At 66.5% G+C, this 21,289-nt stretch carries 23 protein-coding genes; 15 read left to right on the top strand and 8 right to left on the bottom strand.

All coding sequences use genetic code 11. The features are described from left to right. Positions 1 to 9: 9 nt before the first annotated feature. Positions 10 to 546 (bottom strand): hypothetical protein, encoded by a 537-nt coding sequence (locus ATE64_RS00695; protein ID WP_231729005.1) that lies wholly within the window; start codon positions 544 to 546, stop codon positions 10 to 12. A gap of 128 nt (positions 547 to 674) precedes the next feature. Between ATE64_RS00695 and ATE64_RS00690 the strand changes: the two genes are divergently transcribed. The 7 genes from ATE64_RS00690 (at position 675) to ATE64_RS00660 (ending at position 6,731) form a co-directional block, all read left to right on the top strand. Then, positions 675 to 2,342, top strand: coding sequence for a long-chain fatty acid--CoA ligase (locus ATE64_RS00690; RefSeq protein WP_058455659.1), 1,668 nt, complete (start codon positions 675 to 677; stop codon positions 2,340 to 2,342). A 65-nt stretch (positions 2,343 to 2,407) separates the two neighbouring features. After that, positions 2,408 to 2,701: a GIY-YIG nuclease family protein gene (locus ATE64_RS00685; RefSeq protein ID WP_058455658.1), complete on the top strand. Its 294-nt coding sequence runs from the start codon at positions 2,408 to 2,410 to the stop codon at positions 2,699 to 2,701. Positions 2,702 to 2,828: 127 nt separating this feature from the next. Next, complete coding sequence (locus ATE64_RS00680) at positions 2,829 to 3,263, top strand: MerC domain-containing protein (protein WP_082657522.1); 435 nt, start codon at positions 2,829 to 2,831, stop codon at positions 3,261 to 3,263. A gap of 94 nt (positions 3,264 to 3,357) precedes the next feature. Further along, positions 3,358 to 3,822, top strand: a complete 465-nt coding sequence (locus tag ATE64_RS00675) for a transcriptional repressor (RefSeq protein WP_058455657.1) — start codon at positions 3,358 to 3,360, stop codon at positions 3,820 to 3,822. A 1-nt stretch (position 3,823) separates the two neighbouring features. Further along, complete coding sequence (locus tag ATE64_RS00670; RefSeq protein ID WP_058455656.1) at positions 3,824 to 4,630, top strand: hypothetical protein; 807 nt, start codon at positions 3,824 to 3,826, stop codon at positions 4,628 to 4,630. Between the two features lie 70 nt (positions 4,631 to 4,700). Continuing rightward, on the top strand, positions 4,701 to 6,224 hold the full coding sequence (locus ATE64_RS00665) for a fumarate hydratase (RefSeq protein WP_058455655.1): 1,524 nt from the start codon (positions 4,701 to 4,703) through the stop codon (positions 6,222 to 6,224). A gap of 12 nt (positions 6,225 to 6,236) precedes the next feature. Continuing rightward, a complete protein-coding gene (locus ATE64_RS00660; protein WP_058455654.1) occupies positions 6,237 to 6,731 on the top strand; it encodes a hypothetical protein in 495 nt (164 codons plus the stop codon). Here ATE64_RS00660 and ATE64_RS00655 read toward each other — a convergent pair. Further along, complete coding sequence (locus tag ATE64_RS00655; protein ID WP_058455653.1) at positions 6,728 to 7,537, bottom strand: SDR family NAD(P)-dependent oxidoreductase; 810 nt, start codon at positions 7,535 to 7,537, stop codon at positions 6,728 to 6,730. The genes ATE64_RS00660 and ATE64_RS00655 overlap by 4 nt on opposite strands. A gap of 68 nt (positions 7,538 to 7,605) precedes the next feature. On the opposite strand from ATE64_RS00655, the gene ATE64_RS00650 reads away from it, so the two are divergent. Genes ATE64_RS00650 through ATE64_RS00640 form a run of 3 tightly spaced genes read left to right on the top strand, consistent with a single transcriptional unit; the run spans position 7,606 to position 10,100 of the window. Continuing rightward, positions 7,606 to 8,076 (top strand): SAM-dependent methyltransferase, encoded by a 471-nt coding sequence (locus ATE64_RS00650; RefSeq protein ID WP_058455652.1) that lies wholly within the window; start codon positions 7,606 to 7,608, stop codon positions 8,074 to 8,076. Positions 8,077 to 8,097: 21 nt separating this feature from the next. Next, positions 8,098 to 9,642, top strand: a complete 1,545-nt coding sequence (locus ATE64_RS00645; protein ID WP_058455651.1) for a M20/M25/M40 family metallo-hydrolase — start codon at positions 8,098 to 8,100, stop codon at positions 9,640 to 9,642. Then, the gene (locus ATE64_RS00640; protein ID WP_058455650.1) at positions 9,639 to 10,100 is read left to right on the top strand and encodes a VOC family protein; all 462 of its coding nucleotides are present in this window, start codon (positions 9,639 to 9,641) and stop codon (positions 10,098 to 10,100) included. Before ATE64_RS00645 ends, ATE64_RS00640 begins: the two co-directional genes overlap by 4 nt. Here the strand turns inward: ATE64_RS00640 and ATE64_RS00635 are convergent. Then, positions 10,097 to 11,269 (bottom strand): DUF481 domain-containing protein, encoded by a 1,173-nt coding sequence (locus tag ATE64_RS00635; RefSeq protein WP_231729006.1) that lies wholly within the window; start codon positions 11,267 to 11,269, stop codon positions 10,097 to 10,099. The two genes, ATE64_RS00640 and ATE64_RS00635, sit on opposite strands and share 4 nt — an antisense overlap. Positions 11,270 to 11,393: 124 nt before the next feature. On the opposite strand from ATE64_RS00635, the gene ATE64_RS00630 reads away from it, so the two are divergent. Further along, on the top strand, positions 11,394 to 11,669 hold the full coding sequence (locus tag ATE64_RS00630) for a hypothetical protein (RefSeq protein ID WP_058455649.1): 276 nt from the start codon (positions 11,394 to 11,396) through the stop codon (positions 11,667 to 11,669). 602 nt (positions 11,670 to 12,271) lie between these two features. Here the strand turns inward: ATE64_RS00630 and ATE64_RS00625 are convergent. After that, positions 12,272 to 13,360, bottom strand: a complete 1,089-nt coding sequence (locus tag ATE64_RS00625) for a fatty acid desaturase (protein ID WP_231729015.1) — start codon at positions 13,358 to 13,360, stop codon at positions 12,272 to 12,274. Positions 13,361 to 13,486: 126 nt separating this feature from the next. Here ATE64_RS00625 and ATE64_RS00620 point away from each other — a divergent pair, with 126 nt between their 5' ends. From ATE64_RS00620 to ATE64_RS00605, 4 genes are all read left to right on the top strand, one after another. Continuing rightward, positions 13,487 to 14,653: a hypothetical protein gene (locus tag ATE64_RS00620; RefSeq protein ID WP_058455647.1), complete on the top strand. Its 1,167-nt coding sequence runs from the start codon at positions 13,487 to 13,489 to the stop codon at positions 14,651 to 14,653. Positions 14,654 to 14,716: 63 nt separating this feature from the next. After that, positions 14,717 to 16,147, top strand: a complete 1,431-nt coding sequence (locus tag ATE64_RS00615; protein WP_058455646.1) for a DUF1800 domain-containing protein — start codon at positions 14,717 to 14,719, stop codon at positions 16,145 to 16,147. A gap of 3 nt (positions 16,148 to 16,150) precedes the next feature. Then, positions 16,151 to 17,272: a DUF1501 domain-containing protein gene (locus ATE64_RS00610; RefSeq protein WP_058455645.1), complete on the top strand. Its 1,122-nt coding sequence runs from the start codon at positions 16,151 to 16,153 to the stop codon at positions 17,270 to 17,272. 53 nt (positions 17,273 to 17,325) lie between these two features. Next, positions 17,326 to 18,252 carry a class II glutamine amidotransferase gene (locus ATE64_RS00605; protein ID WP_058455644.1) on the top strand — a complete coding sequence of 309 codons (927 nt, stop codon included), beginning with the start codon at positions 17,326 to 17,328 and terminating at the stop codon, positions 18,250 to 18,252. Here the strand turns inward: ATE64_RS00605 and ATE64_RS00600 are convergent. The 4 genes from ATE64_RS00600 to ATE64_RS00585 form a co-directional block, all read right to left on the bottom strand. After that, the gene (locus tag ATE64_RS00600) at positions 18,249 to 19,241 is read right to left on the bottom strand and encodes a cyclic nucleotide-binding domain-containing protein (RefSeq protein ID WP_058455643.1); all 993 of its coding nucleotides are present in this window, start codon (positions 19,239 to 19,241) and stop codon (positions 18,249 to 18,251) included. The two genes, ATE64_RS00605 and ATE64_RS00600, sit on opposite strands and share 4 nt — an antisense overlap. After that, positions 19,238 to 20,011 (bottom strand): exodeoxyribonuclease III, encoded by a 774-nt coding sequence (gene xth, locus ATE64_RS00595; RefSeq protein ID WP_058455642.1) that lies wholly within the window; start codon positions 20,009 to 20,011, stop codon positions 19,238 to 19,240. Before xth ends, ATE64_RS00600 begins: the two co-directional genes overlap by 4 nt. Positions 20,012 to 20,050: 39 nt before the next feature. Continuing rightward, complete coding sequence (gene erpA / locus ATE64_RS00590) at positions 20,051 to 20,392, bottom strand: iron-sulfur cluster insertion protein ErpA (RefSeq protein ID WP_058455641.1); 342 nt, start codon at positions 20,390 to 20,392, stop codon at positions 20,051 to 20,053. A 90-nt stretch (positions 20,393 to 20,482) separates the two neighbouring features. Next, on the bottom strand, positions 20,483 to 21,187 hold the full coding sequence (locus tag ATE64_RS00585) for a M23 family metallopeptidase (protein ID WP_082657521.1): 705 nt from the start codon (positions 21,185 to 21,187) through the stop codon (positions 20,483 to 20,485). Positions 21,188 to 21,289 lie beyond the last annotated feature (102 nt).

The following is a 21,289-nucleotide window of genomic DNA, read 5'->3' as shown; positions in this document are numbered from 1 at the left end:
ACGATGCGCTTATCGCTCGCGGCGCACCTTGACCGACGGCCGCCCCTCGAGGCTGAGGAAAAAGGTGCCGAGCGTGCCCGACTTGATCTCGACCTTCTGCCCGATGCGCGGGCGCAGCGGCATTCGCTTGCCGTCGGTCTGGACCCACAGCGATCCATCCGCCATTTCCATGCGATAGCCGTCGGCGCCATCGGCAACCGACGCAATGGTGGTTTCGACCCGCTCGATTTTGTCCGCGTCGTCGTCGCCGCCGAACAGACCGAGGCTCGGCAAGGTAAAGCCGAACAGGCCGCGCCGCGTCTTCTTGACCGTTTCCTTGTCGGCAAAGGTGATTTCGCGCGCCTGGTCGGCCGCCGACAGCTCGCCGACCTCGCGGTCGAAGCAGGCGAGGCGCGCGGTGGGGTCGGCGATATCGCGGCACGCATAAAGTTCGTTGATCTGCGCGGGGCGCGGCGGCGCTTCCTTGTCCTTGGCGACCGCCGGCGCACCCATGCAGGCGATAAGGACGATGGGCGCGCCGAGACGCACGATATGCTGCAACACCATGGACGAACCCCTGTCAGACCGGACGGTCCCCTGACTAGCCGCCGCCGCCCTGCGCCGCAAGATTGCGGACGCAGCGAAGCCTGCCTAGAGTGATGTAAATAGCACAGATGAAAGGGTCTCCCTCCGCGATGACGCCCCCCTACGACTGGTCGACCGATTACCGCCACCCGACGAAGTGGGACCAGTTGTTCGAGCCGCTCTCGCTGCCCGCGATGCTCGCGGCGAGCGTCGCGGCGAAGCGCGATGCGCCGATGCTCGACTTCATGGGCCGGCATTTTTCGTACGCGGAAGTCGCGAACGGCGTCGCGCGGGTCGCGCGCGGGTTGCAACAGCTCGGAATCGGCAAGGGCAGCCGCGTCGGCCTGTTCCTGCCCAACGTGCCGCATTACGTCGCCGCCTATTATGGCGCGCTTGTCGCGGGCGCGACGGTGGTCAATTTCTCGCCGCTCTACACCGCGCACGAACTCGAAGCGCAGGTCGAGGATTCGGGCACCGACACCTTGTTCACGATCAGCGCCGCGGCGCTGCTGCCGACCGCGCTCGAAGTGCTCGACGGATCGAGCCTCAAGCGGCTCGTCGTCGGCTCGATCGCCGGCGGGCTCCCGCACGCAAAATCGGTTCTCTATCGCCTTTTCAAGCGCAGGGAGGTCGCGCCGCTGCCCACCGACCCGCGCGTCATCCGCTTCTCGGCGCTCACCGACAATGACGGCAAGTCCGACCCGGTCGCGATCGACCCCGAACGCGACGTCGCGCTGATCCAATATACCGGCGGCACCACCGGCACGCCGAAAGGCGCGAAACTCACCCACCAGAACCTGACCGCCAACGCGCGGCAGGTGAACGGCATCGACCCCGACCATGACGCCGGCGACCGCATTCTCGGCGTCCTTCCCTTCTTCCACGTCTTCGCCAACACCTGCGTGCTCAACCGCACCGTCCTCAACGGCGGAATGATCACGATGCTGCCGCGTTTCGACGCCAAGGGCGCGCTCGAGGCGATCACCCGGACCAAGGCGACCGCGCTGCCGGGCGTGCCGACGATGTACCAGGCGCTGCTCGACCATCCCGATCTCGCCAAAACCGACTTTTCCTCGCTGCGTGTCTGCATCTCGGGCGGGGCGCCGATGCCCGCCGAGCTGCGCGAGAAATTCATCGCCGCGACCGGCGCCTCGCTCGTCGAGGGCTATGGCCTCACCGAAAGCTCGGGCGTCGTCGCGACCAACCCCTATGACGGCCCGGTCAAGCCCGGTACGATCGGGCAGCCGATCCCCGCGACGCACATCCGCCTGCTCGACAAGGAAGACCCGTCGAAGGACGCGCCCGCGGGCGAGCCCGGCGAACTCGCGGTGAAGGGCCCGCAGATCATGCAGGGTTACTGGAACCGGCCCGACGCCGATCTCGACAGCTTCACCCCCGACGGCTGGCTGCGCACCGGCGACGTCGCGACAATCGATGCCGACGGCTATATTCGCATCGTCGACCGGCTGAAGGACATGATCGCCGTCGGCGGGTTCAAGGTCTATCCGAGCGTGATCGAGGCGCATCTCTACGAGCATCCTGCGGTCAAGGAAGCCATCGTTCTCGGCGTGCCCGACGCCTATCGCGGCGAAGCGCCCAAGGCGTTCGTGACGCTGGAGGAAGGTTTCGAGGTTTCGGGCGAAGCGCTTGCCGCCTGGCTCAATCCCCAACTCGGCAAGCATGAACGGGTGACGGCGGTCGAGGTGCGCGACAGCCTGCCCAAGACGATGATCGGCAAGCTCGACCGGAAGGCGCTGCGGGCGGAGGCCGGCACCTGAACTCCCGCCCACTCTTGCCGTCACCCCCGCGAAGGCGGGGGTCCAGCTTCTGGATGGGATAGACCATGGCCAAGGGCGGATATGTCTACATCATGGCCAATCGTTACCGCGGCACGACCTATATCGGCGTCACGGCCTATCTCCCGCATCGCATCGTCCAACATCGCGATGACAAAGGCGCTGAGTTTTGCCGGAAATATGGCCTGAAGCAGCTCGTCTACATGGAGCGACACGAGGACATCCGTGATGCCATCGCCCGCGAAAAGGCGCTGAAGAAATGGAATCGCGATTGGAAATTCCGCCTGATCGAGCAGGACAATCCCGATTGGCTCGACCTGTTCGATACCCTCAACGCATGATCTAGCTGGACCCCCGCGTTCGCGGGGGTGACGGGAAGTGAGCGGTCAGAAATGTTACAATGAGATATTGTAACCTTTGTCATGTTATGCCATATCCAGCCTGCAATTGCGCCAACCGGAGAATCGGGTGACCCAAGTCGCCAATCACAGCCATGCATGGCCGCGCCTCGGCGCGCTGGTGCGGGCTGCGCGTGATTCGCGCCCGCTGACCTCGCTGACCGGCGACCAGCTCGCCATGGGCCTGTCGGGGCTCTGCCTCGTCCACTGCCTTGCAACGACGATCTTTTTCGCGTCGATCGCATCGGTCGGCGGTGTCTTTCTCGAAAGCCATCTGTTCCACGAAATCGGCCTGATCGTCGCGATCGGCTTCGCGCTGATCACGCTCGTCTCGGGGGTGCTAAGCCACGGCTATATGATGCCCTTCGCGGTCGGCTGCTTCGGGCTCGGCATGATGGCGGGGGCGCTGTCGCGGCCGCACGACGGCAGCGAGGTGCTGGCGACGATGATCGGCGTCGCGGTCGTTGCGCTCGGCCACGACCTTAACAGGCGCGCAACGCGCTGATACGCAGTCCCCGCAGCTTGCGGGGAACCTCCAAACGACATACATTGTCCTGAACGGGGGCAAAGCGGCACGATGGCCGCGCAAGGAAGAGCCAATGGGCAAGCATGAACATCCGCACGTCGAGGCGACCGGCGCCTCGCTCGCCAGAGCGGCACAGGATGCGCTCGAAAAGGGCGGCGAAGCCTGGACCGACATGCGCGCGCAGATTTTCGATGCGGTCGCCGAAATCGGCAAGCCCGCGAGCGCCTATGAAATCGCCGACATCGTCTCGCAAAAGCGTGGCAAGCGCGTTGCGCCGAACAGCGTCTATCGCATTCTCGACCTGTTCGTGGCGAACAACCTCGTCCGCCGGGTCGAAAGCGCCAACGCCTTCGTCGCGAACAGCCATCCGGGCTGCCTGCACGACTGCATTTTCCTGATCTGCGACACCTGCGGGACCGCGGTCCATGTCGACAACGACAAGCTCTCGGACGGCGTCCGCGCCGCCGCCGAGGCGACGGGCTTCGCCGCCGAACGCCCGGTGATCGAGGTGCGCGGCAAATGCGCCGAGTGCCAATAGGTTGAATTACGACCTGCCGGCGGCGCGCTGGTGGTACGGGGCGCTGCTGCTTGGCATCGCTGTCTTGCTCTTCGGCCTCCACCTGGGGCAGGTTTTTCCGCCAGACGCCCATGCGGTCGATCCCGGCTATGGCGCGCCCATCCTCGCGTTCGAATTCGCGGGCGGCCAACACGACCTGATCGCGATCTTCGGTCCCGACAGCGATCCGCGGCAGGTCGGCCGCCTCGCCGCGATGCGGACGGGGAACGAGCAGGATCATATCTACATGCTGCTCTACACGGGTTTCCTCGCATCGGGGCTCATCGCGCTCTCGCACGAATTGGGACTGCGCGCGTTGAAGGCCGCAGCAACGCTGCCGATCCTCGCGGGGCTCTGCGACGTATGGGAGAATTGGCTGCTCTTCGATATCCAGGCCGCCTTCACCGTCGGTGACTATTCGCCTGCGATGGCGAGCCTGCCCTATCCGGTAGCGGCGAAATTCGCCTTGCTGGCGCTCACCAATGTCGCGATTGGCCTCGGCATCGCGCGGATCGGCCGCTGGCACGAGCTGGCCGGGACGCTCGTCATCGTCGCCTGCGTGCCCGTGCTGATGGCGATCGCTGTGCCCGCGCGCTACGGCTGGACCCTGCTCGCATCGACCGGCGGCGGCTGGATCGTGCTGCTCGGCCTTGCGATGATGGCAAGCTGGCGCGCGGCGGTGCGCAAGCGCCCGCTTGTGGAATCCGAAATGCCGGCACCCGCCACGCGCCGCGCCGAACCCGACGCGGCACCGGCAGCACGCAAGCTCTTCGGCCGCCGCGGCGCCTAAGCCCCTTCCCACCCCGCGTGCGCGGGTCTAGGGAGACGGCGAATCCTGAAACAGGAAAGGGGCTGCACCCATGAACACCGTCGTCATCCGCGAGGACGATCTGATCGAGACGATCGCCGACGCGCTCCAGTACATCAGCTATTTCCATCCGATGGACTATATCCGCGCGCTCGCCGCGGCCTATGAGCGTGAGGTGTCGCCCGCCGCCAAGGACGCGATGGCGCAGATATTGTCGAACAGCCGGATGTGCGCCGAGGGGCATCGCCCGATCTGCCAGGACACAGGCATCGTCACCGTCTTCATCAAATGGGGCATGGACTGCCGCCTCGACAGCCCCCGCAGCCTGCAGCAGGTCGTCGACGAGGGCGTCCGCAAGGCCTATCTCCACCCCGACAACAAGCTCCGCGCCTCGATCCTCGCCGACCCGGCGTTCAGCCGCGTGAACACCAGGGACAACACACCCTCGGTCCTTAACGTCGAGATGGTCCCGGGCAACAAGGTGGTGATCGACGTCGCCGCGAAGGGCGGCGGCAGCGAGAACAAGTCGAAGTTCAAGATGATGAACCCGTCGGATTCGATCGTCGACTGGGTACTCGAAATGGTGCCGCAGATGGGCGCCGGCTGGTGCCCGCCGGGCATGCTCGGCATCGGCATCGGCGGCACGGCGGAAAAGGCGATGCTGCTCGCCAAGCAGTCGCTGATGGACCCGATCGACATGACCGAGCTGCTCGCGCGCGGCCCGAGCAATCCGACCGAGGAACTGCGCATCGAACTCTATGAAAAGGTCAATGCGCTCGGCATCGGCGCGCAGGGGCTCGGCGGCCTCGCGACCGTGCTCGACGTCAAGATCGCCGACTGGCCGACCCACGCCGCGTCGAAGCCCGTCGCGATGATCCCGAACTGCGCCGCGACGCGCCACGCGCATGTCACGCTAGACGGCAGCGGCCCCGCCTTCCTCGAACCGCCGGTGCTCGCCGATTATCCGCAGATCGACTGGGCGCCCGACAAGGCGGCGATCAGCGTCGATCTCGACACCCTGACCCCCGAGGTGGTCGCGAGCTGGAAACAGGGCGACCGCCTGCTGCTCAATGGCAAAATGCTCACGGGCCGCGACGCCGCGCACAAGCGCATCGCCGACATGCTCGCCAAGGGCGAACAGCTCCCCGTCGAGTTCAAGGGCCGCGTCATCTATTATGTCGGCCCGGTCGACCCCGTCGGCGAGGAAATCGTTGGCCCCGCCGGCCCCACGACCGCGACGCGCATGGACAAGTTCATGGACATGATGCTGGAGCAGGGCCTGCTCGCCTGCGTCGGCAAGGCCGAACGCGGCCCCGCAGCGACGCAGGCGATCGCCAAGCACAAGAGCGCCTATCTGATGGCGGTCGGCGGCGCGGCCTACCTGGTCGCGCGCGCGATCAAGGGCAGCAAGGTCGTCGGCTTCGCCGATCTCGGCATGGAGGCGATCTACGAGTTCGAGGTCAAGGACTTCCCGGTCACCGTCGCGGTCGACAGCGAAGGCCAGAACGTCCACGTCAACGCCCCGAAGCTGTGGCAGAAGCGGATCGCCGACGAGGGGCTGCTCGAGAAGGCGTGAGGGAGCGCGGCGATGGCGAAGAGCGAAGACATCGACCTCTACTCGCCCCTCCCGCCCGACGCGATCGCGCGCAAGCTCAAGGCGGTCATGGACGATCCGATGACGACCGCAACGGCGCGCGTCTATGGCAGCGGCAGCCAGTATGACATGACGCTGCGCTATGCGCGTCGCAACGTCCAGAATCCGATGGCCCCGACGCTCGAAGCGGCGATGGAGCCCGAGGGCGAGGGCACGCGGATCACCGGCACGCTCGGCTTGACGCGATCAGGCCGCCTCTTCCCGTTCGTATGGCACGGTTTCCTGTCGCTGTTCGTGATCGTCGGGGTCACCGTCGCCTGGTTCGTGCCCGAAGCCCTGCTGTTCGGCGTGATCTTCGCAGGCATCCCGCTGTTCATGATGGTCGTCGGCTCCCTCGCCTTCCGCGCTGGCGGCGCAAAGGATGACGAGGACCGGCGCGAAATCATGCGCTTCCTGAGCCGCGAACTCGACGCGCGGCCCGCCGCCTAACGCTGGCTGCGCATCCGTTCGACGAACAGCGCGACGTCCATCGCATCGTCGCCCGGCTCGCGCGGCGCGTATCTCGCAAAGGCGGCATAGGCCTCGGCCCAGCGCTCCTCCATCCGCACGACATTGTAAGGGTGGCTGACAAGGTAAAATTGCCCCGCCTCCATCTGCGGGACGATGCGGTCCGCAAAGACATCGGCGTCCATCGCGGCGGCGGCGTGGCGCGTCATGTCGGACTTGACCCAGCCGGGGATGATGACGCCGACCTCGATATTATCCGGCGCCTCGTTGCGCAGCGTGTCCATCAGCCCGACGACGGCATGTTTGCTCGCCACATAGATGCCGCCGTTCGTGCGCACCGCGTTGAACAGCCCGTTCTCCGACGCCGTCGCATAGATCGCCGAGGGCAGCCCATCCTCGCGGAAACGCCGCCCGAAGGTGCGGATGCAATTCCACACACCCCAGAAATTGACCTCGATCAGCGCGCGCGCCGCAGCATCGTCGGTGTCGAGGATTTCCGTCCGGACCCCACCCACGCCGGCGTTGGCGATGATCGCGTCGGCGCGGCCATGCTGATCCCGCGCGAAATCGGCGAGCGCTTCGACCGCCGCCGCATCGGTGACATCGCCCGCGACGGACAGCGCCTCGATCCCGAGCGCGCCCAGCGCCGCGACCGCCTCGGCGAGCTTGTCGGCGCGCGGCTCGAACAGGATGATCCGCGCGCCCGCAGCGCCGATGCGCTTCGCCAGCGCAAAGCCGATCCCCGTCGCCCCGCCGGTGATGACGACGCTCTTGCCCTGAAAGTCCATCGCGCCTCTCCTTCCTTGCAAGGCTAGGCGCGCTGCGCCATCAGCGTCAACGCAGCAGGGGATCAACGATGAGCTTCACCCTCACACCCATCGGCCATGTCCGCGGCGGCCGCGCCGACGCGATCGACGACGACTGGGGCGCCAGCCGCGCGACGATCGCTCTCGACCCCGATAAATTCACCCCCGACGCGTTCGCCGGCCTTGCCGACTTCAGCCACGCCGAGGTGATTTTCCTCTTCGACAAGGTGCCCGACGAGAAGATCGAGACCGGTGCACGCCATCCGCGCAACCGCGCCGACTGGCCGCTCGTCGGCATCTTCGCGCAGCGCGGCAAGAACCGCCCCAACCGCCTCGGCCTCACCACCTGCCGCATCGTCGTGGTCGACGGCCTGACTGTCGAGGTCGAGGGGCTCGACGCGATCGACGGCACGCCGGTCCTCGACATCAAGCCGGTGATGGTGGAGTTTCTCCCGCGCGGGGATGTGCGACAGCCGGACTGGTCGCACGAATTGATGCAGGGATATTGGGAAAAATCATGACGACGGGGAAAGGGACTGACGATGCACGATGACGATCAGGCGATCCGGATGTTGCTCGAGCGGCGCGGCCTGCTGCGCGGTGCGGCCATGCTAGGCGCCGGCGCGATGGCGATGAGTCCACTTCCCGCCCTCGCCGCGAGCAGCCAGAGCGTCGCGATCCGCAAGGCGGCCGAAGCCGGCAAGGACGCCTCGCTCAAGCGGCTGCGCGACTGGATCGCCCTCCCCTCGATCGCTGCCGAGAACCGCAATATGCCCGAGGGCGCGGCCTATATGGCCGAACTCGCGAAGGATGCGGGCTTCACCAATGTCGAGATCATCCCGACAGACGGCCATCCCGGCGTCTTCGGGACGATCGACGCCGGCGCGAAACGCACGCTCGGCATCTATTTCATGTACGACGTCAAGCAGTTCGATCCCGCCGAATGGTCGTCGCCGCCGCTCGAAGGCAGGATGATCGACAAGCCCGGCTTCGGCCTGTCGATCGTCGGCCGCGGCGCGGTGAACCAGAAGGGTCCCGAGGCGACCTTCCTCGCCGCGCTCCACGCGATCCGCGCCGCCAAGGCGAAACTGCCGGTGAACATCGTCCTCGTCTGCGAGGGCGAAGAGGAGATCGGCTCGCCGCACTTCCGCCAGGTCGCGACCAAGCCCAACGTCCTCGCCGCGCTCAAGACATGCGACGGCATTTTCATTCCCTTCGCCTCGCAGGACAAGACCGGCGCGGTCGACGTCAATCTGGGGTCGAAGGGGATCATCGAACTCGAACTGATCGCGAGCGGCGCAAAATGGGGCCGCGGGCCGAAGGGCGATGTCCACTCCAGCCTGAAGGCGATGATCGACTCGCCCGTCTGGCGGCTGGTGCAGGCGCTCCAGACGCTCGTCACCCCCGACGGCAACACCCCGGCGATCGAGGGCTGGTTCGAAAACGTCCGTCCGCTGACCGACCGCGAAAAGGCGCTGATCCGCGAAGCCGCGAAGGGCGCCGACGAAGCCGCAGAAAAGGCGGCGCTCGGCGTCGACGTCTGGATCGACAATCTCAAATATGACGACGCGCTGATCCGTCTCGCGCAGGAGCCGACGGTCAATATCGAAGGGCTCGTCGCGGGCTATACCGGCCCCGGCGGCAAGACGATCCTGCCCGGCAAGGCGGTCGCCAAGCTCGACCTCCGCCTCGTCCCCAACCAGACGCGCGCCGAGGCCGAGAAGAAGCTCCGCGCCCATCTCGACAAGCATGGCTTCACCGATGTCGAAATGAACGTGTCGGGCGGCTACGACCCGACCGAGGTCGCCGAGGACAGCCGCCTCGTCCGCACCGAGCTTGCGACCTACAAGGCTCTCGGCGTCAAGGCGAATATCAACGCGCGGCTCGCGGGCAGCTGGCCCGGCGCGACCTTCACCGCCCCGCCGGTGTCGATCCCCGCCGCGCACTTTGGCATCGGTCATGGTTCGGGCGCGCACGCGCCGAACGAATATTATCTGATCGATTCGACCAACCCGAAGGTCGCGGGAATGGTCGACGCGACGATGGGCTTCGTCGAATTCCTCTACACGCTGGCGGCGATCAAGTGAGCGGGCTCAACGGCGTCGCGCATGTCATCCTGACTGCGGGCGACTTCGCGCGCTCGACCGCCTTCTGGCGCGACATGATCGGCTATCTGGGCCTGAAGCTCGTGCTCGACAGCGACTATATGCTCTATGGCGTCGGCGGCCGCACCGCGATCGGGATCCGCACCCCCAGCCCCGAAAATGCGGGCAAACGCTTCGATCAGGGCGCGCCGGGGCTGCACCACGCCTGCTTCCGGATGCGCGACCGCGCGGCGGTCGATGCGGTCCACGCCTTTCTGGCAAGCCGCGGCGACGTGCATATCGTCCATGCGCCGCAGGAGGAGCCGTGGGCGCCGGGCTATTATTCGGTCCTGATCGAGGATCCCGACGGCATCCGCATCGAATTCAACCATGTTCCCGGCGCGGGCCTGCTTATCGATGGCGAGGAAATCGGCGGCGCCGACGCGTTCGACGGCAGCTAGAATCCGTACACCAGCGTCAGCCGCGTCAGCGTGTCGACATTCTCGACGCCGGGCGGCGGGTTCGAATCGATCTCCGCTGAATAGGCGATGCGCGCCGACAAGGCGCCGGTGAGCTTGGCGTTGAGCGCGGTCAGCGAGCTGGTCGCGGTCTTGCTTTCGCCGACGATCGTCGAGGCGACCTGCGTCAGCCGCAGCGCGGGCGACAATTGCCATCCGAAATCGACCCCGGCGAGCCCGGTGATTTCGCTGTCGTGGCGGCCGCCGGTGAAATCGGTCTGCCGCCATGCGGGCCCGCCCTTCACGCTCAGCGACAGCCCCTCGCGATCGACGACCTTGTAACCGACGCCGCCCGACAGGTTCCAGCGCGTGTCATAGCCGAGGATACGGTCCTGCTCCCAGCGGCCGAGGCTATAGGCAAAGGCGCGCTCGCTCACCTTGTACTGCGGTTCGACCTCGACGACGAAACGCTCGACCGAGGTCTGGCCGTTGGTGCGCTGATAATCGGCCTGCGCGCGGAACTTGTGATTCCAGTCGATCCCCTGCCGCGTCAGCGCGACCCCGGCGCTGAGCCCGGTCGAATCGGTGTTGCCGCTGCTCAGCGTCGCGCCGATCTGCCCCTCGCCCTTCCAATTCTCATAGAATTTGGCCCTCGCCAGCTTCTCGCGCGCCGCCGCGGCCGCCTCGTCCTTCAGTCGCTGCCGTTCGGCGCGGTAGGCGACGAGCCGCGCCTCGATCTCTGTCGCCAGATCGGGATTGGTCGTCTTTGCCAGCGCGCCGACCGCCTCGACATCGGCATCCTTGCCGCTCGCGATCGCGGCGGCGAGCAGATCGCCGACCGGATCGGCCGGCGCGACCGGCGGATACTGGCTCCGATAGCGCACGAGCAGCGCGTCGATCTCCGCGACATGGTCGGGATTGGCGAGTTTCGCGACCTTGACCACCGTTTCGACATCGGCGTCCTCGCCGCTCGCGATCGCGGCGTTGATCATCGCGCGGACCGCTTCCGATAACGGCGGGGGCGGCAGCACGACGATGGACTCGGGAACCGGATTCGCCAGCACCGGATCGACCAGCGCCGGGTTGGGCTGCGCCGGATCGGAAGATGCGTGCGCCGACGGGACGGCGATCGCGAGCAGGCCGAGAGCCGCGAAGCGGGGGAGAGCGGTCATCGAATCGTCCTTCTTCGGGGTTGGGGTTCGTTCGATCGCGGAGCGGCCTCGTGGAGCGGCATCCGGCCCATCTATACGCTGAAAGAGGCTGGCAATTCCACCCCGCCTGCCCCATCTCCCTTTCATGTGGATCGCGATCATTGCCATTTTCGGGGCCGGCATCGGCAATTTCGCGATGCACCGCGCCTTCATGGAAAGCGACGACCCGCTGATCCAGCAGATGGTCCGCCCGCTCGCCGACAAGGTCGGGCCGAACATCACTTATGTCTTCGAATTCCTGGTGCTCGTCGGCGCGATGGCGATCGCTTCGCGCAACTGGTTCACCGGGCTCTTGCTCTATGGCCTCTACACCATCTTCAACGCGATGGCATTCAGCTGGATCATGCACCGGCCGCGCTGACGCCGCCCGGGGGGAATGACTTGGGACGGGCGAGAGCTCGCATTCGCGTCCGATCGGGAGCGATGACCGGTTTCGACCGTTATGTGCCCTTCGCTCCTCCCTGTGGCGCAGCCATGGGGAGGTGGCAGCGCGAAGCGCTGACGGAGGGGCAATACAGCCGCCGTTGCGGCCCCTCCACCACCGCCTTCGGCGGCGGTCCCCCTCCCCATCGCTGCGCGACAGGGAGGATCGCTCCATCATCGTCACCCCGGACTTGATCCGGGATCCACCGCGGCGGCGAAGTCATGGACCCCGGATCAAGTCCGGGGTGACGAATGAGGATCAGCGAACGACCGCTCCCCACCCCAAAGCAGACACCGCCCTCAAATAGGCCTTTCCTACATTATCCCGCTGTGTCAGCCTTCACCCGGCTGTTCCATCTGACGGATAAGAGCGGTCCCGGTTCGGCTTGCGGGCGCGGCGGGCGCGATGCGTCCGGCAACCCTCCATCTCCAGAACGAGGGACGCAATAGGCTGAACTTTCCTGAACTTTGAAAATCCAGGGCGCGATGACCAGAGCGGCAGGACGGCTTTCCACGCCGAAGCCAATGCCCGCCGAAAGATCAGGCCGCAGCACCCTTCGCCGACCCGGCAACCAGATTGATCACCAGCTTCGGCAGGCTGCAGTAATTCGCGCCATGATATTGCGAATCCGCCGGGAGCGCCTCCTTCAGGCGGCGGTGCGCCTCGGGCAGCGCGTGATAGGGCACGCCCGGCAGCAGGTGGTGCAGCGCGTGATAGCGCAGGCCCACCGGCGCCCAAAGCTCGGGCAGCAGCCCCGGCGGCGGGACGTTGACGCTGTCGAGGAACTGCGCGGTCACGGTCAGTTCCTCGCCGTCATTTTCCCAGAGATGCGCAACCAGCGTGCGGATCTGGTTGAGCACCAGCGTCGCGGCCGCGATCGCGCCGAAAATGACGAGCGCGCGCAGCGGAACCCAGCCGAACACGCCCGCCGCGACGAGCAGGGTCGACCACGCCCAGGCGCCGCCCTCCTGCCACGCCCATTGGCGGCGGAATTCGCCCTCGGGCGCCTTGCGGCGGAACATCGGGTTGATGATCATCCCCGAATAGCGCTCGCGCACCAGCTTGCGCAGCGGCGGGATCAGGAAGGATAGCGGGGTCAGTACCGCGTAACGGAACAGCAGCGCCAGAGGCGCAAAGGCTGCCGCGACGACGAACAGCGGCACCGTCCACGGCTTCATCAGGGCGAGCGGCAGATATTCGGGATCCTCGACCGTGCCATATTTGGTGCGGTTGTGGTGCAGGCTATGGATGCCCTCGTACATGAAGGACGGGATCAGCAGCGGCACCCCGACGAGCAGGTTCCAGACGAAGCGAAAGCCGGGCAGCGCATTCTTCCGGATATGCGTCAGCTCATGGATGAAGCTGCCCGCGCGGTAGAGGGCGAGCACCGCGACGAGGCTCGCGACCAGCATCCAGCCCGTCGAGGGCGCGAGGATCGCCACCGCGACGCCGGCATAGCCGACGACGGCCGAGGTGAGGAAATCGGTCCAATAGACGCGCGCGCTGGGCGTCACGAGGTCGCGCGTCAACTCCGACGCCGCGCGGATCATCGCCATGTCGTCGGGGATTGCCGACTTGGGGGCCTTGACCGCCGGTTCGCTCGACAGGCGGTCGACAAGGGTGTTCATTGCTAACATGTCCGCGTCTTCATCATGATTTCGTGGCAGCAAAATGGCCGAATGCGGGTCGCCAGCGCCACCGCAATGCCCTAATGCGTCGCCACGCATATAGGATCGCATCCCCAGGAAACCAGTATGAGCGCCCACAACGAAGGCCCCATCACCCTCCACCCCGTCAAGACCAAAGCCGACCGGCGCGAGTTCGTCGAGCTTGCCTATCGCCTCAATCGTGGCGACCCGGCGTGGGTACCGCCGCTGAAGGGCGAGGTTTACGGCCTGCTGACGCCGGGCAAGAATCCGTGGTTCGAGCACGGCAAGGCGCAGCTCTTCATCTCGCGGCGCGGCGAGCGCACCGTCGGGCGCATCTCGGCGCATATCGACGAACTCGCGCTCGCGCAGCCCGCCGAACAGGGCATGGGGCCCGGCACCGGCAACTGGGGCCTGCTCGAGGCCGAGGACGCCGAGGTCGCGCATGCGCTGATCGCCAAGGCCGAGGACTGGCTGCGCGGTCAGGGCATGACGCGCGCTCTGGGGCCGCTGTCGATTTCGGTCTGGGACGAACCCGGCCTGCTGATCGAGGGGTTCGACACGCCGCCGGCGATCATGCTCGGCCACAACAGCGCGCTCTACCAGGGCTGGATCGAAGGCGAAGGGTACCAGCCGGTCAAGCAGCTCTTCAACTATGGCGTCGAGATCGTCGACGGCTTCCCGCCGCTGGTGAACCGCATCGTCGCCGCGGGCGAAAAGAACGAGCGCATCCGCATCCGCCGCGTCGACAAGAAGAAATTCGACGCCGAGGCGAAGCTGATCATGGGCATCCTCAACGACGCCTGGTCGGACAATTGGGGTTTCGTGCCGCTGACCGACAGCGAGATCGCCTATGTCGGCAAGAAGTTGAAGGACATCGTCTTCGAGGATCTGATCCGCGTCGCCGAAGTCGACGGCGAGCCGGTCGCCTTCATGATCGTGCTGCCGGACATGAATGAATTGCTGATCGAGATGGACGGAGCCTTGCTCCCCTTCAACTGGGCGAGGCTGCTCTGGTGGCTGCGGAAGCCCAAGAGCAAGCGGTTGCGCGTGCCGCTGATGGGCGTGGTAAAGAAATTGCAGAACAGCCGCATGGCGAGCACCCTGGCCTTCATGATGATCGAATATATCCGCCGCGACGGCGTCGCCAACTATGGCGCGACCGAGGGCGATATCGGCTGGGTCCTCGACGACAATCAGGGGATGGTCGCGGTGGCCGACGCGATCAACGCGCGGCGCAACCGCGTGTACCAGCTTTACGACAAGATGCTCTGACGCTGGCACAGCTTTGCGACAAATAGCCGGCATTGTGCGTTTCCGGTTCGGAAGAGGCATGTCATGTCGACGCACTATCTTGCCGCCAATCGTTTCGGCCTCGGACGCCGCTGGGATGATCCCGCGATCCGCGATCCGCGGGCGTGGCTGACGCGCCAGCTCGGCGCCTTCGATCCTGCCCCCGCCGCGATCGCGGCGCTCCCCGGCCGCGCGGCGATCGCCGCCGCCTATTTGGGCTATCGGGAGGATCGGCAGGCAATGCGGCGCGAGGCCCCCGACATGCCGATGAGCGAGGAGGAAAAGGGCATGGACCCTGAACTCCGTCGCCTGTCGCGGTCCGAAATCCGCCGGCACTATGTCGATGCGGCGGGCGCGCGGCTGGCGAATGCCGTCGCGACGCCGACCCCTTTCGCCGAACGGCTGACACATTTCTGGGCCAATCATTTCGCGGTGTCGGCCGACAAGATCACGATGATCGGCTTTGCGGGCAATCATGAGTTCGAGGCGATCCGCCCGAACATCATGGGCAAATTCGCCGACCTGCTGATCGCGGCGGTGCGCCACCCCGCAATGCTGCTCTATCTCGATCAGGCGCAGAGCTTCGGCCCCGACAGCCCCGTCGCGCAACGTGTCCAGCGCCGCCAGAAGCAGGCGAAACTCGGCCTCAACGAGAATCTGGCGCGCGAAATACTCGAGTTGCACACGCTGGGTGTCCGCACCGGCTATACGCAGGCCGACGTCACGGCCTTTGCCAAGGCGCTGACCGGGCTGACTGTCGCCGGCCTCGGCAAGGGCGCCGGGCAACGCCTGATGCCCGCCGACGCGCGGCCCGGTGACACGGTGTTCATCGCCCAACTCCACGAACCCGGCGCACAGTCGATCCTCGGCAAGCGGTACGATCAGCCCGGTGCACGGCAAGGCGAGGCGGTGCTCCGCGATCTTGCGGTCCACCCGGCGACCGCAGCGCATATCGCGACCAAGCTCGCGCGCCACTTCACCGGCGACACCCCGCCCCCCGCGCTCGTCGAGCGGCTGACGGCCGATTTCCGCCAGACCGGCGGCGACCTGCCCTCGCTTTACCGCGCGCTGATCGCTTCACCCGAGCCGTGGGCAGGCGCGCCGACGATGTTCAAGTCGCCTTGGGACTGGGCGGTGTCGACGATGCGCGCGCTGAAACTGCCCGCGATCGGCGAGAAACAGAATGTGCCCGCGATCTTCACCCAGCTCGGCCAGCCGCTATGGCGCCCGGGATCGCCCGCGGGCTATGACGACCTCGTCGCGACCTGGGCGGGGTCGGCGGCGCTGATGCAGCGCGTCGAAATCGCCAGCCGGATCGCCGGGCGTATCGGCGACCGCGTCGATGCGCGCAAGCTCGCGCCCCTGATCCTCGCGGACGCGATGACCCCCGATATCGAACAGGCGATCGCGCGCGCCGACAGCCCCGGACAGGCGCTCGCGATGCTGTTCGCCAGCCCCGTCTTCCTGCGGAGATAGACGATGATCCTCTCACGTCGTTCCATCATCCTGTCGGGCATCACCGTCGCCGCTGCGGGCGCGATGCCGCGTTTCGCCCATGCCGCCGCAGGCACGCCCAGACGCCTCGTCTTTGTGATCCAGCGCGGTGCGGCCGACGGACTGGCGGTCGTCGCGCCAACGGGCGACCCCGCCTTCGCCGCCGCGCGGCGCGCGCTCGCCGATGAAACTAGCGGCGGCGCGAAGCTCGACGGCCTCTTCACGCTGCACCCTGCGCTCGTGACCGGCGCTTCGCTCTTCGCCGCGAAGCAGGCGCATTTCGCGCACGCCGTCGCCACCGCCTATCGCGACCGCTCGCACTTCGACGGGCAGAATGTTCTAGAAGGAGGCGCGTCGCGCCCATATGAGCGCGACGACGGCTGGGTCGGGCGCCTGCTCACCCTGCTCCCCGCCGCCGAGCGCGATGCGATCGCAATCGCGCCTGCCGTGCCGCTCGCGCTGCGCGGCACGGTGCCGGTCGGCACCTATGCGCCGAGCCGCCTGCCGCAGGCCGACGCCGACCTGATCGCGCGGCTGACCGCAATGTATGAGGGCGACGCGCTGCTACGCCCGTTGTGGGACAGCGCGGTCAAGACGCAGGAACTGGCGAGCGACATCGGCGGCAACAACGGCCGCAACGGCGCCGAACTCGGCAAACTCGCCGCCTCGCTGATGCTTCCCGCCGACGGCGCGCGGGTGATGATGGTCGAGACCGGCGGCTGGGACACGCACAGCGCGCAGCGCGGGCGCCTCGCCGCACAGCTTCGCGGGCTCGATCAGCTCGTCGGTGCGCTTCAGACCGGGCTCGGCCCGGCATGGGCCGACACGCTGGTCATCGTCGCGACCGAATTCGGCCGCACGGTCGAGGTCAACGGTACCGGCGGCACCGATCACGGCACCGCGTCGACCGCGATGTTCTTCGGCGGCGGACTGGCTGAGGGCGGCAGGGTATCCGCGGACTGGCCGGGGCTGGCCGTACCTGCTCGCTACGAAGGCCGCGACCTCAAGCCGACACGCAGCCTCGAACGCGTCGTCGCGGGCGCGATCGCGCATCATTATGATCTGGATCCGGCGCGGGTCGGAAAAACGCTCTACCCGGACGCTTGACGCGCTCTGCGTCGTGTCTAGGCTGGCCCCGAACCAGCGGGTGGGAACGGATCATGTGCCGCGCGATGATGTATCTGGGCGAGCCGGTGCAGCTCGACGACCTGCTCTTCAAGCCTGACTCCAGCCTCGTCAACCAGGCCTATATGCCCAAGATGCTGCATATGCTGAACCTCGCGGGGTTCGGGATGATGGCATGGGATGCGTCGAGCTTCCTGCCGCAGCAACCGCACCGCTATCGCTCGCCGTCGCTGCCGGTGTTCGACGGCAATCTCAAGTCGCTGGCGGTGAAGACGCGCGCCGAATGCGTGATCGCGCATGTCCGCGGCGTCGCTTACTCAACGACGGTCAAGGTCAGCGAGCAGAACACCCATCCCTTTCACTTTCCGGGCGCCGCGGTGGCGATGGCGCACAACGGCGACATCTACCGGATCGGCGAAATGAAGGGGACGCTGATGGCCGATATCGACCCCGAACTGCTCGCGCAGATTTCGGGATCGACCGACAGCGAATGGATCTATGCGCTGCTGCTGTCGCAGCTCCCGGACTGGCGCGTCGAGCCGAGCCGCGACGAACTGGTCGCCGCCGTGCAGAAGACGGTCGACCTGATCGAGGCGGCGCGGCGGCGCCATGGCATCGCGATCTCGTCGAGCTGCAACCTGTTCATCACCACGGGGCGGCAGATATTGGGCCTCCGCCACTGCTTCGACTTCGGTCATTATCGCACCGGATCGCCCGATCAGGTGCATGAGGCGAACATGAATTTCCTGTCGATGTGGTTCACGACCGGGCGCGACTATGGCCTCCACGACGGCGAATGGCAGATGGTCGGTGGCGAGGAGGAACCGCGCGCGGTGATCGTCGCGTCGGAGCCGCTGTCGTCGAACAGCGCGACGTGGATGCCGGTTCCCGAATATGCGATGGTTCATGCAGAGATGGACGGGAATCTTCCGAAATTCAGGGTGATACCACTCGCGCGTTAGGCCGCGACGGCGTGGCCGCGGCGCATCGCAAGGATGCGCGCCTCGACCTGGTCGAGCGCATCGAGCGCGGTGACGAGATCGGCGTTGACCGACGCGCCTAGCTCGCGGCTGAGCGCATCGCCCGTGTCCAGCATCTCGGTGAAGGTCGCGCGGTCAAAGGCGAGCAGGGTCGCCTGTTCGCTGGTGCGCAGCAGCCGGTCGTGCGCGCCATCGAGCAGCAGCGCGGCGATGCCGACGAGCTGGCCGGGCCCGGTGACGGTGAGTTGATAGATACCCGTCCCGTGCGGCAGCGCACTGCGCACCGCACCGCGAACAACGAGCCAGATCCGATCCGAAGCGCCGCCGACGAGCGCGAGGTCGGTGTCGGCGGCAACGTCGATCCGCTCGCCCGCGTCCCAGAAGGCGAGCCGCTGCGCGTGGGTCATCGCCGCGCAGCAGGGCAGCTTCGCAAGGAAAGGCTCGGGGGTGAAGGCCTCCTCGACAACCGGCGCGAGCATACGTTGCGGGCGCGCGGTGAAGGCATCGGGGCCATCGGCAAGCAGCCCCGCGATGTCGGCCGCCTTGGCGACGACGCGGCTGGCGACGAGTCGCCCGAGTTCCGCCTGCAATTGCAACGAGGCGGGGCGAAGCTGCGACAGCGCGGCGCGAAACTGGTCGGCGGGAAGATACCAGGTCGCGACCGGCCCGCGCGCAATCCCCATCGCCGAGCGTCTGAGGTCGCGTCCGATCAGCGCCATGTCCCCTATCACCTCGCCCGGCCCCACCTTGGCGAGCAGGGCAAGGCCGCCGCCGGGCAGCCGCTTGCCGATATCGACCTGCCCCGCGTCGATCAGGAACAGCCCTTCGGCGCGTTCGTTCTGGATCAGGATCGCCTCGCCATCGGCGAAATGGCGCGGAACGAAGGCGTCCGCGAGTTCGATGCGCTCAGCCTCGGCCAGTCCCGCGAAGAGCGGCGCGTCCGCCAGCTTCGCGGCGGACAGCAGGCTCATGCAAAGACCGCCCAGGTCGGAGCGTGGTCGCTCGCCTTTTCGCGGCCGCGATGGTCCTTGTCGACCCCGGCATCAACGAGCCGGTCGGCCATCGCGGGGCTGAGCAGCAGATGGTCGATGCGGAAGCCATGGTCGCGTTGCCACGCGCCGGCCTGATAATCCCAGAAGGTCCAGACCCCGCCCGCCGGATGCCGGCTGCGCACCGCGTCGGTCCAGCCGTCGCCCAGAATGCGGAAAAAAGCGTCGCGCGATTCGGGCTGCATCAGCGCATCGTCGGCCATCGGCCCGCGCGGATCCCAGACATCGTCGTCGTGCGGGATGACATTATAGTCGCCGGTCAGGATCGTCGGAATTTCCGCGGCAAGCAACGCTTTCGCCCGCTCGCGCAGCCGCGTCATCCAGCGCAGCTTGTAATCGAATTTCGGCCCCGGCTGCGGATTGCCGTTGGGCAGATAGATGCAGCCGACGCGGACGCCCCGGACATCGGCCTCGAGGTAGCGCGACTGCTCGTCCTCGGCTTCGCCTTCGAGCCCGCGCTGGATTTCGACCGGCTGTTCGTCCTTGGCGAGGATCGCGACCCCGTTGAAGCCCTTTTGCCCGTGATAGAGAAAGCCATAGCCCGCCGCCTCGATCTCCTTGGTCGGCATCGTCTCGTCGCTCGACTTGAGTTCCTGCAGGCAGGCGACGTCGGGCTGCGTTTCTTCAAGCCATTCGACGAGACGCGGCAGGCGCGCCTTGATTCCATTGATGTTGAAGGTCGCGACTTTCATGCCCCCGCTATGGCAGGAAGCATGCCGCTAAGGAAGGCGTCAGATCGAGAAGCTCGACCCGCAGCCGCAACCCGAGGCGGCGTTGGGATTTTCGACCTTGAACGAGGATCCGCCGAGCGAGTCGACGAAGTCGACGACACAGCCGCGCACCAGGTCGATGCTGACCGGATCGACGACCAGCTTCACCCCGTCGGTCTCGGTCACGATATCGTCGGCGTCGATGCTTTCGGCGAGACCGAAGCGATAGGTGAAGCCCGAACAGCCGCCGCCGTCGACCGCAAGTCGGAGCGCCGCCTCGCCCTCGCCCTTGCGGTCGGCGATCCAGCGGACGCGCGCCGCAGCGGCGGGCGAAAGGGCGATGTCGGAAACCTGCGTGTCCATTTGGGAAAGATAGGGGCTGCCACCCCAAATGAAAAGGGCGCCCCGGCTATAGCCGTAGAGCGCCCCTCCTCTCCGACCCAGGAAAGCTTGTTATTCGGGACCGCCCATTGCGAGCTTCTTGTTCCCTGTGATGGCGGCGATCGCCATGGTTTCCGACTGGCAGAAGGGCATCGGATTGACCGGTTCGCCCTCGATGCGGACTTCATAGTGAAGATGGTTGCCGGTCGAACGGCCGGTCGAGCCGACGTAACCGAGGATGTCGCCCTTCTTCACCTGCTGGCCGGGAGCGACGATGTAGGACGACATATGGCCGTAGCGCGTCTGGATCGCGTTGCCGTGCTCGACCTCGACATAATTGCCATAGCCGCCAAGGCGCTGGGCGCGGCCGACGATGCCGTCGGCGGTCGCATAAATGGGGGTGCCATAGGGCGCCGGAATGTCGATGCCATTGTGGCGCGCGAGCTTGCCGGTGACCGGGTGGACGCGCATCCCGTAGGATGACGACAGCGACATCTTTTCGATCGGACGACGCGAGGGCACTGCAATGCCGATGTTCGCGGTCAGGCCGGTGTCGAGGCGCTTCCACGCCTGGAATATCGCGCGCGCTTCGGTGTTTTCACCGACCGCCGGAACGCCGGCGGTGAAGCCGTCGTCATCGGGCTCGTCGGGAACCGTGATGCTCGCGTCGTTGCCCGCATTCGCCGCGTGGGCGGCCGGAGCGGTGAGCCCCGTCACTGCCGCGGCAGCGAGAATCAGGCCAGAATGAAACTTTTGCGCCAGTAGAGCGTATTGCACGTATCGACCCCGCAGTCCTTGTCGCCAGTGTCCCGTTTCGGGATCGCCGGTGCCGGATTTTTGCTTCGGATTGGGATAATTCCCTGCCCGCGAGTGTTGATG

The organism is Sphingopyxis sp. H073 (assembly GCF_001468395.1).
In the GTDB taxonomy this organism is placed as follows: Bacteria; Pseudomonadota; Alphaproteobacteria; order Sphingomonadales; family Sphingomonadaceae; genus Sphingopyxis.
The sequence above is the reverse complement of the archived record's forward strand: the minus strand, read 5'-3'. Positions and strand labels throughout refer to the sequence as shown.

Bases quoted from the DNA above. Each gene is read 5' to 3' on its own strand.
- ATE64_RS00665 (WP_058455655.1), top strand. From the start codon at position 4,701: ATGAACACCGTCGTCATCCGCGAGGACGATCTGATCGAGACGATCGCC.
- ATE64_RS00620 (WP_058455647.1), top strand. From the start codon at position 13,487: ATGAGCGCCCACAACGAAGGCCCCATCACCCTCCACCCCGTCAAGACC.
- ATE64_RS00650 (WP_058455652.1), top strand. From the start codon at position 7,606: ATGAGCTTCACCCTCACACCCATCGGCCATGTCCGCGGCGGCCGCGCC.
- ATE64_RS00695 (WP_231729005.1), bottom strand. From the start codon at position 546: ATGGTGTTGCAGCATATCGTGCGTCTCGGCGCGCCCATCGTCCTTATC.
- ATE64_RS00685 (WP_058455658.1), top strand. From the start codon at position 2,408: ATGGCCAAGGGCGGATATGTCTACATCATGGCCAATCGTTACCGCGGC.
- erpA (WP_058455641.1), bottom strand. From the start codon at position 20,392: ATGGACACGCAGGTTTCCGACATCGCCCTTTCGCCCGCCGCTGCGGCG.
- ATE64_RS00605 (WP_058455644.1), top strand. From the start codon at position 17,326: ATGTGCCGCGCGATGATGTATCTGGGCGAGCCGGTGCAGCTCGACGAC.
- ATE64_RS00690 (WP_058455659.1), top strand. From the start codon at position 675: ATGACGCCCCCCTACGACTGGTCGACCGATTACCGCCACCCGACGAAG.
- ATE64_RS00625 (WP_231729015.1), bottom strand. From the start codon at position 13,360: ATGAACACCCTTGTCGACCGCCTGTCGAGCGAACCGGCGGTCAAGGCC.
- ATE64_RS00615 (WP_058455646.1), top strand. From the start codon at position 14,717: ATGTCGACGCACTATCTTGCCGCCAATCGTTTCGGCCTCGGACGCCGC.
- xth (WP_058455642.1), bottom strand. From the start codon at position 20,011: ATGAAAGTCGCGACCTTCAACATCAATGGAATCAAGGCGCGCCTGCCG.
- ATE64_RS00655 (WP_058455653.1), bottom strand. From the start codon at position 7,537: ATGGACTTTCAGGGCAAGAGCGTCGTCATCACCGGCGGGGCGACGGGG.
- ATE64_RS00630 (WP_058455649.1), top strand. From the start codon at position 11,394: ATGTGGATCGCGATCATTGCCATTTTCGGGGCCGGCATCGGCAATTTC.
- ATE64_RS00660 (WP_058455654.1), top strand. From the start codon at position 6,237: ATGGCGAAGAGCGAAGACATCGACCTCTACTCGCCCCTCCCGCCCGAC.
- ATE64_RS00675 (WP_058455657.1), top strand. From the start codon at position 3,358: ATGGGCAAGCATGAACATCCGCACGTCGAGGCGACCGGCGCCTCGCTC.
- ATE64_RS00600 (WP_058455643.1), bottom strand. From the start codon at position 19,241: ATGAGCCTGCTGTCCGCCGCGAAGCTGGCGGACGCGCCGCTCTTCGCG.
- ATE64_RS00635 (WP_231729006.1), bottom strand. From the start codon at position 11,269: ATGACCGCTCTCCCCCGCTTCGCGGCTCTCGGCCTGCTCGCGATCGCC.
- ATE64_RS00610 (WP_058455645.1), top strand. From the start codon at position 16,151: ATGATCCTCTCACGTCGTTCCATCATCCTGTCGGGCATCACCGTCGCC.
- ATE64_RS00645 (WP_058455651.1), top strand. From the start codon at position 8,098: ATGCACGATGACGATCAGGCGATCCGGATGTTGCTCGAGCGGCGCGGC.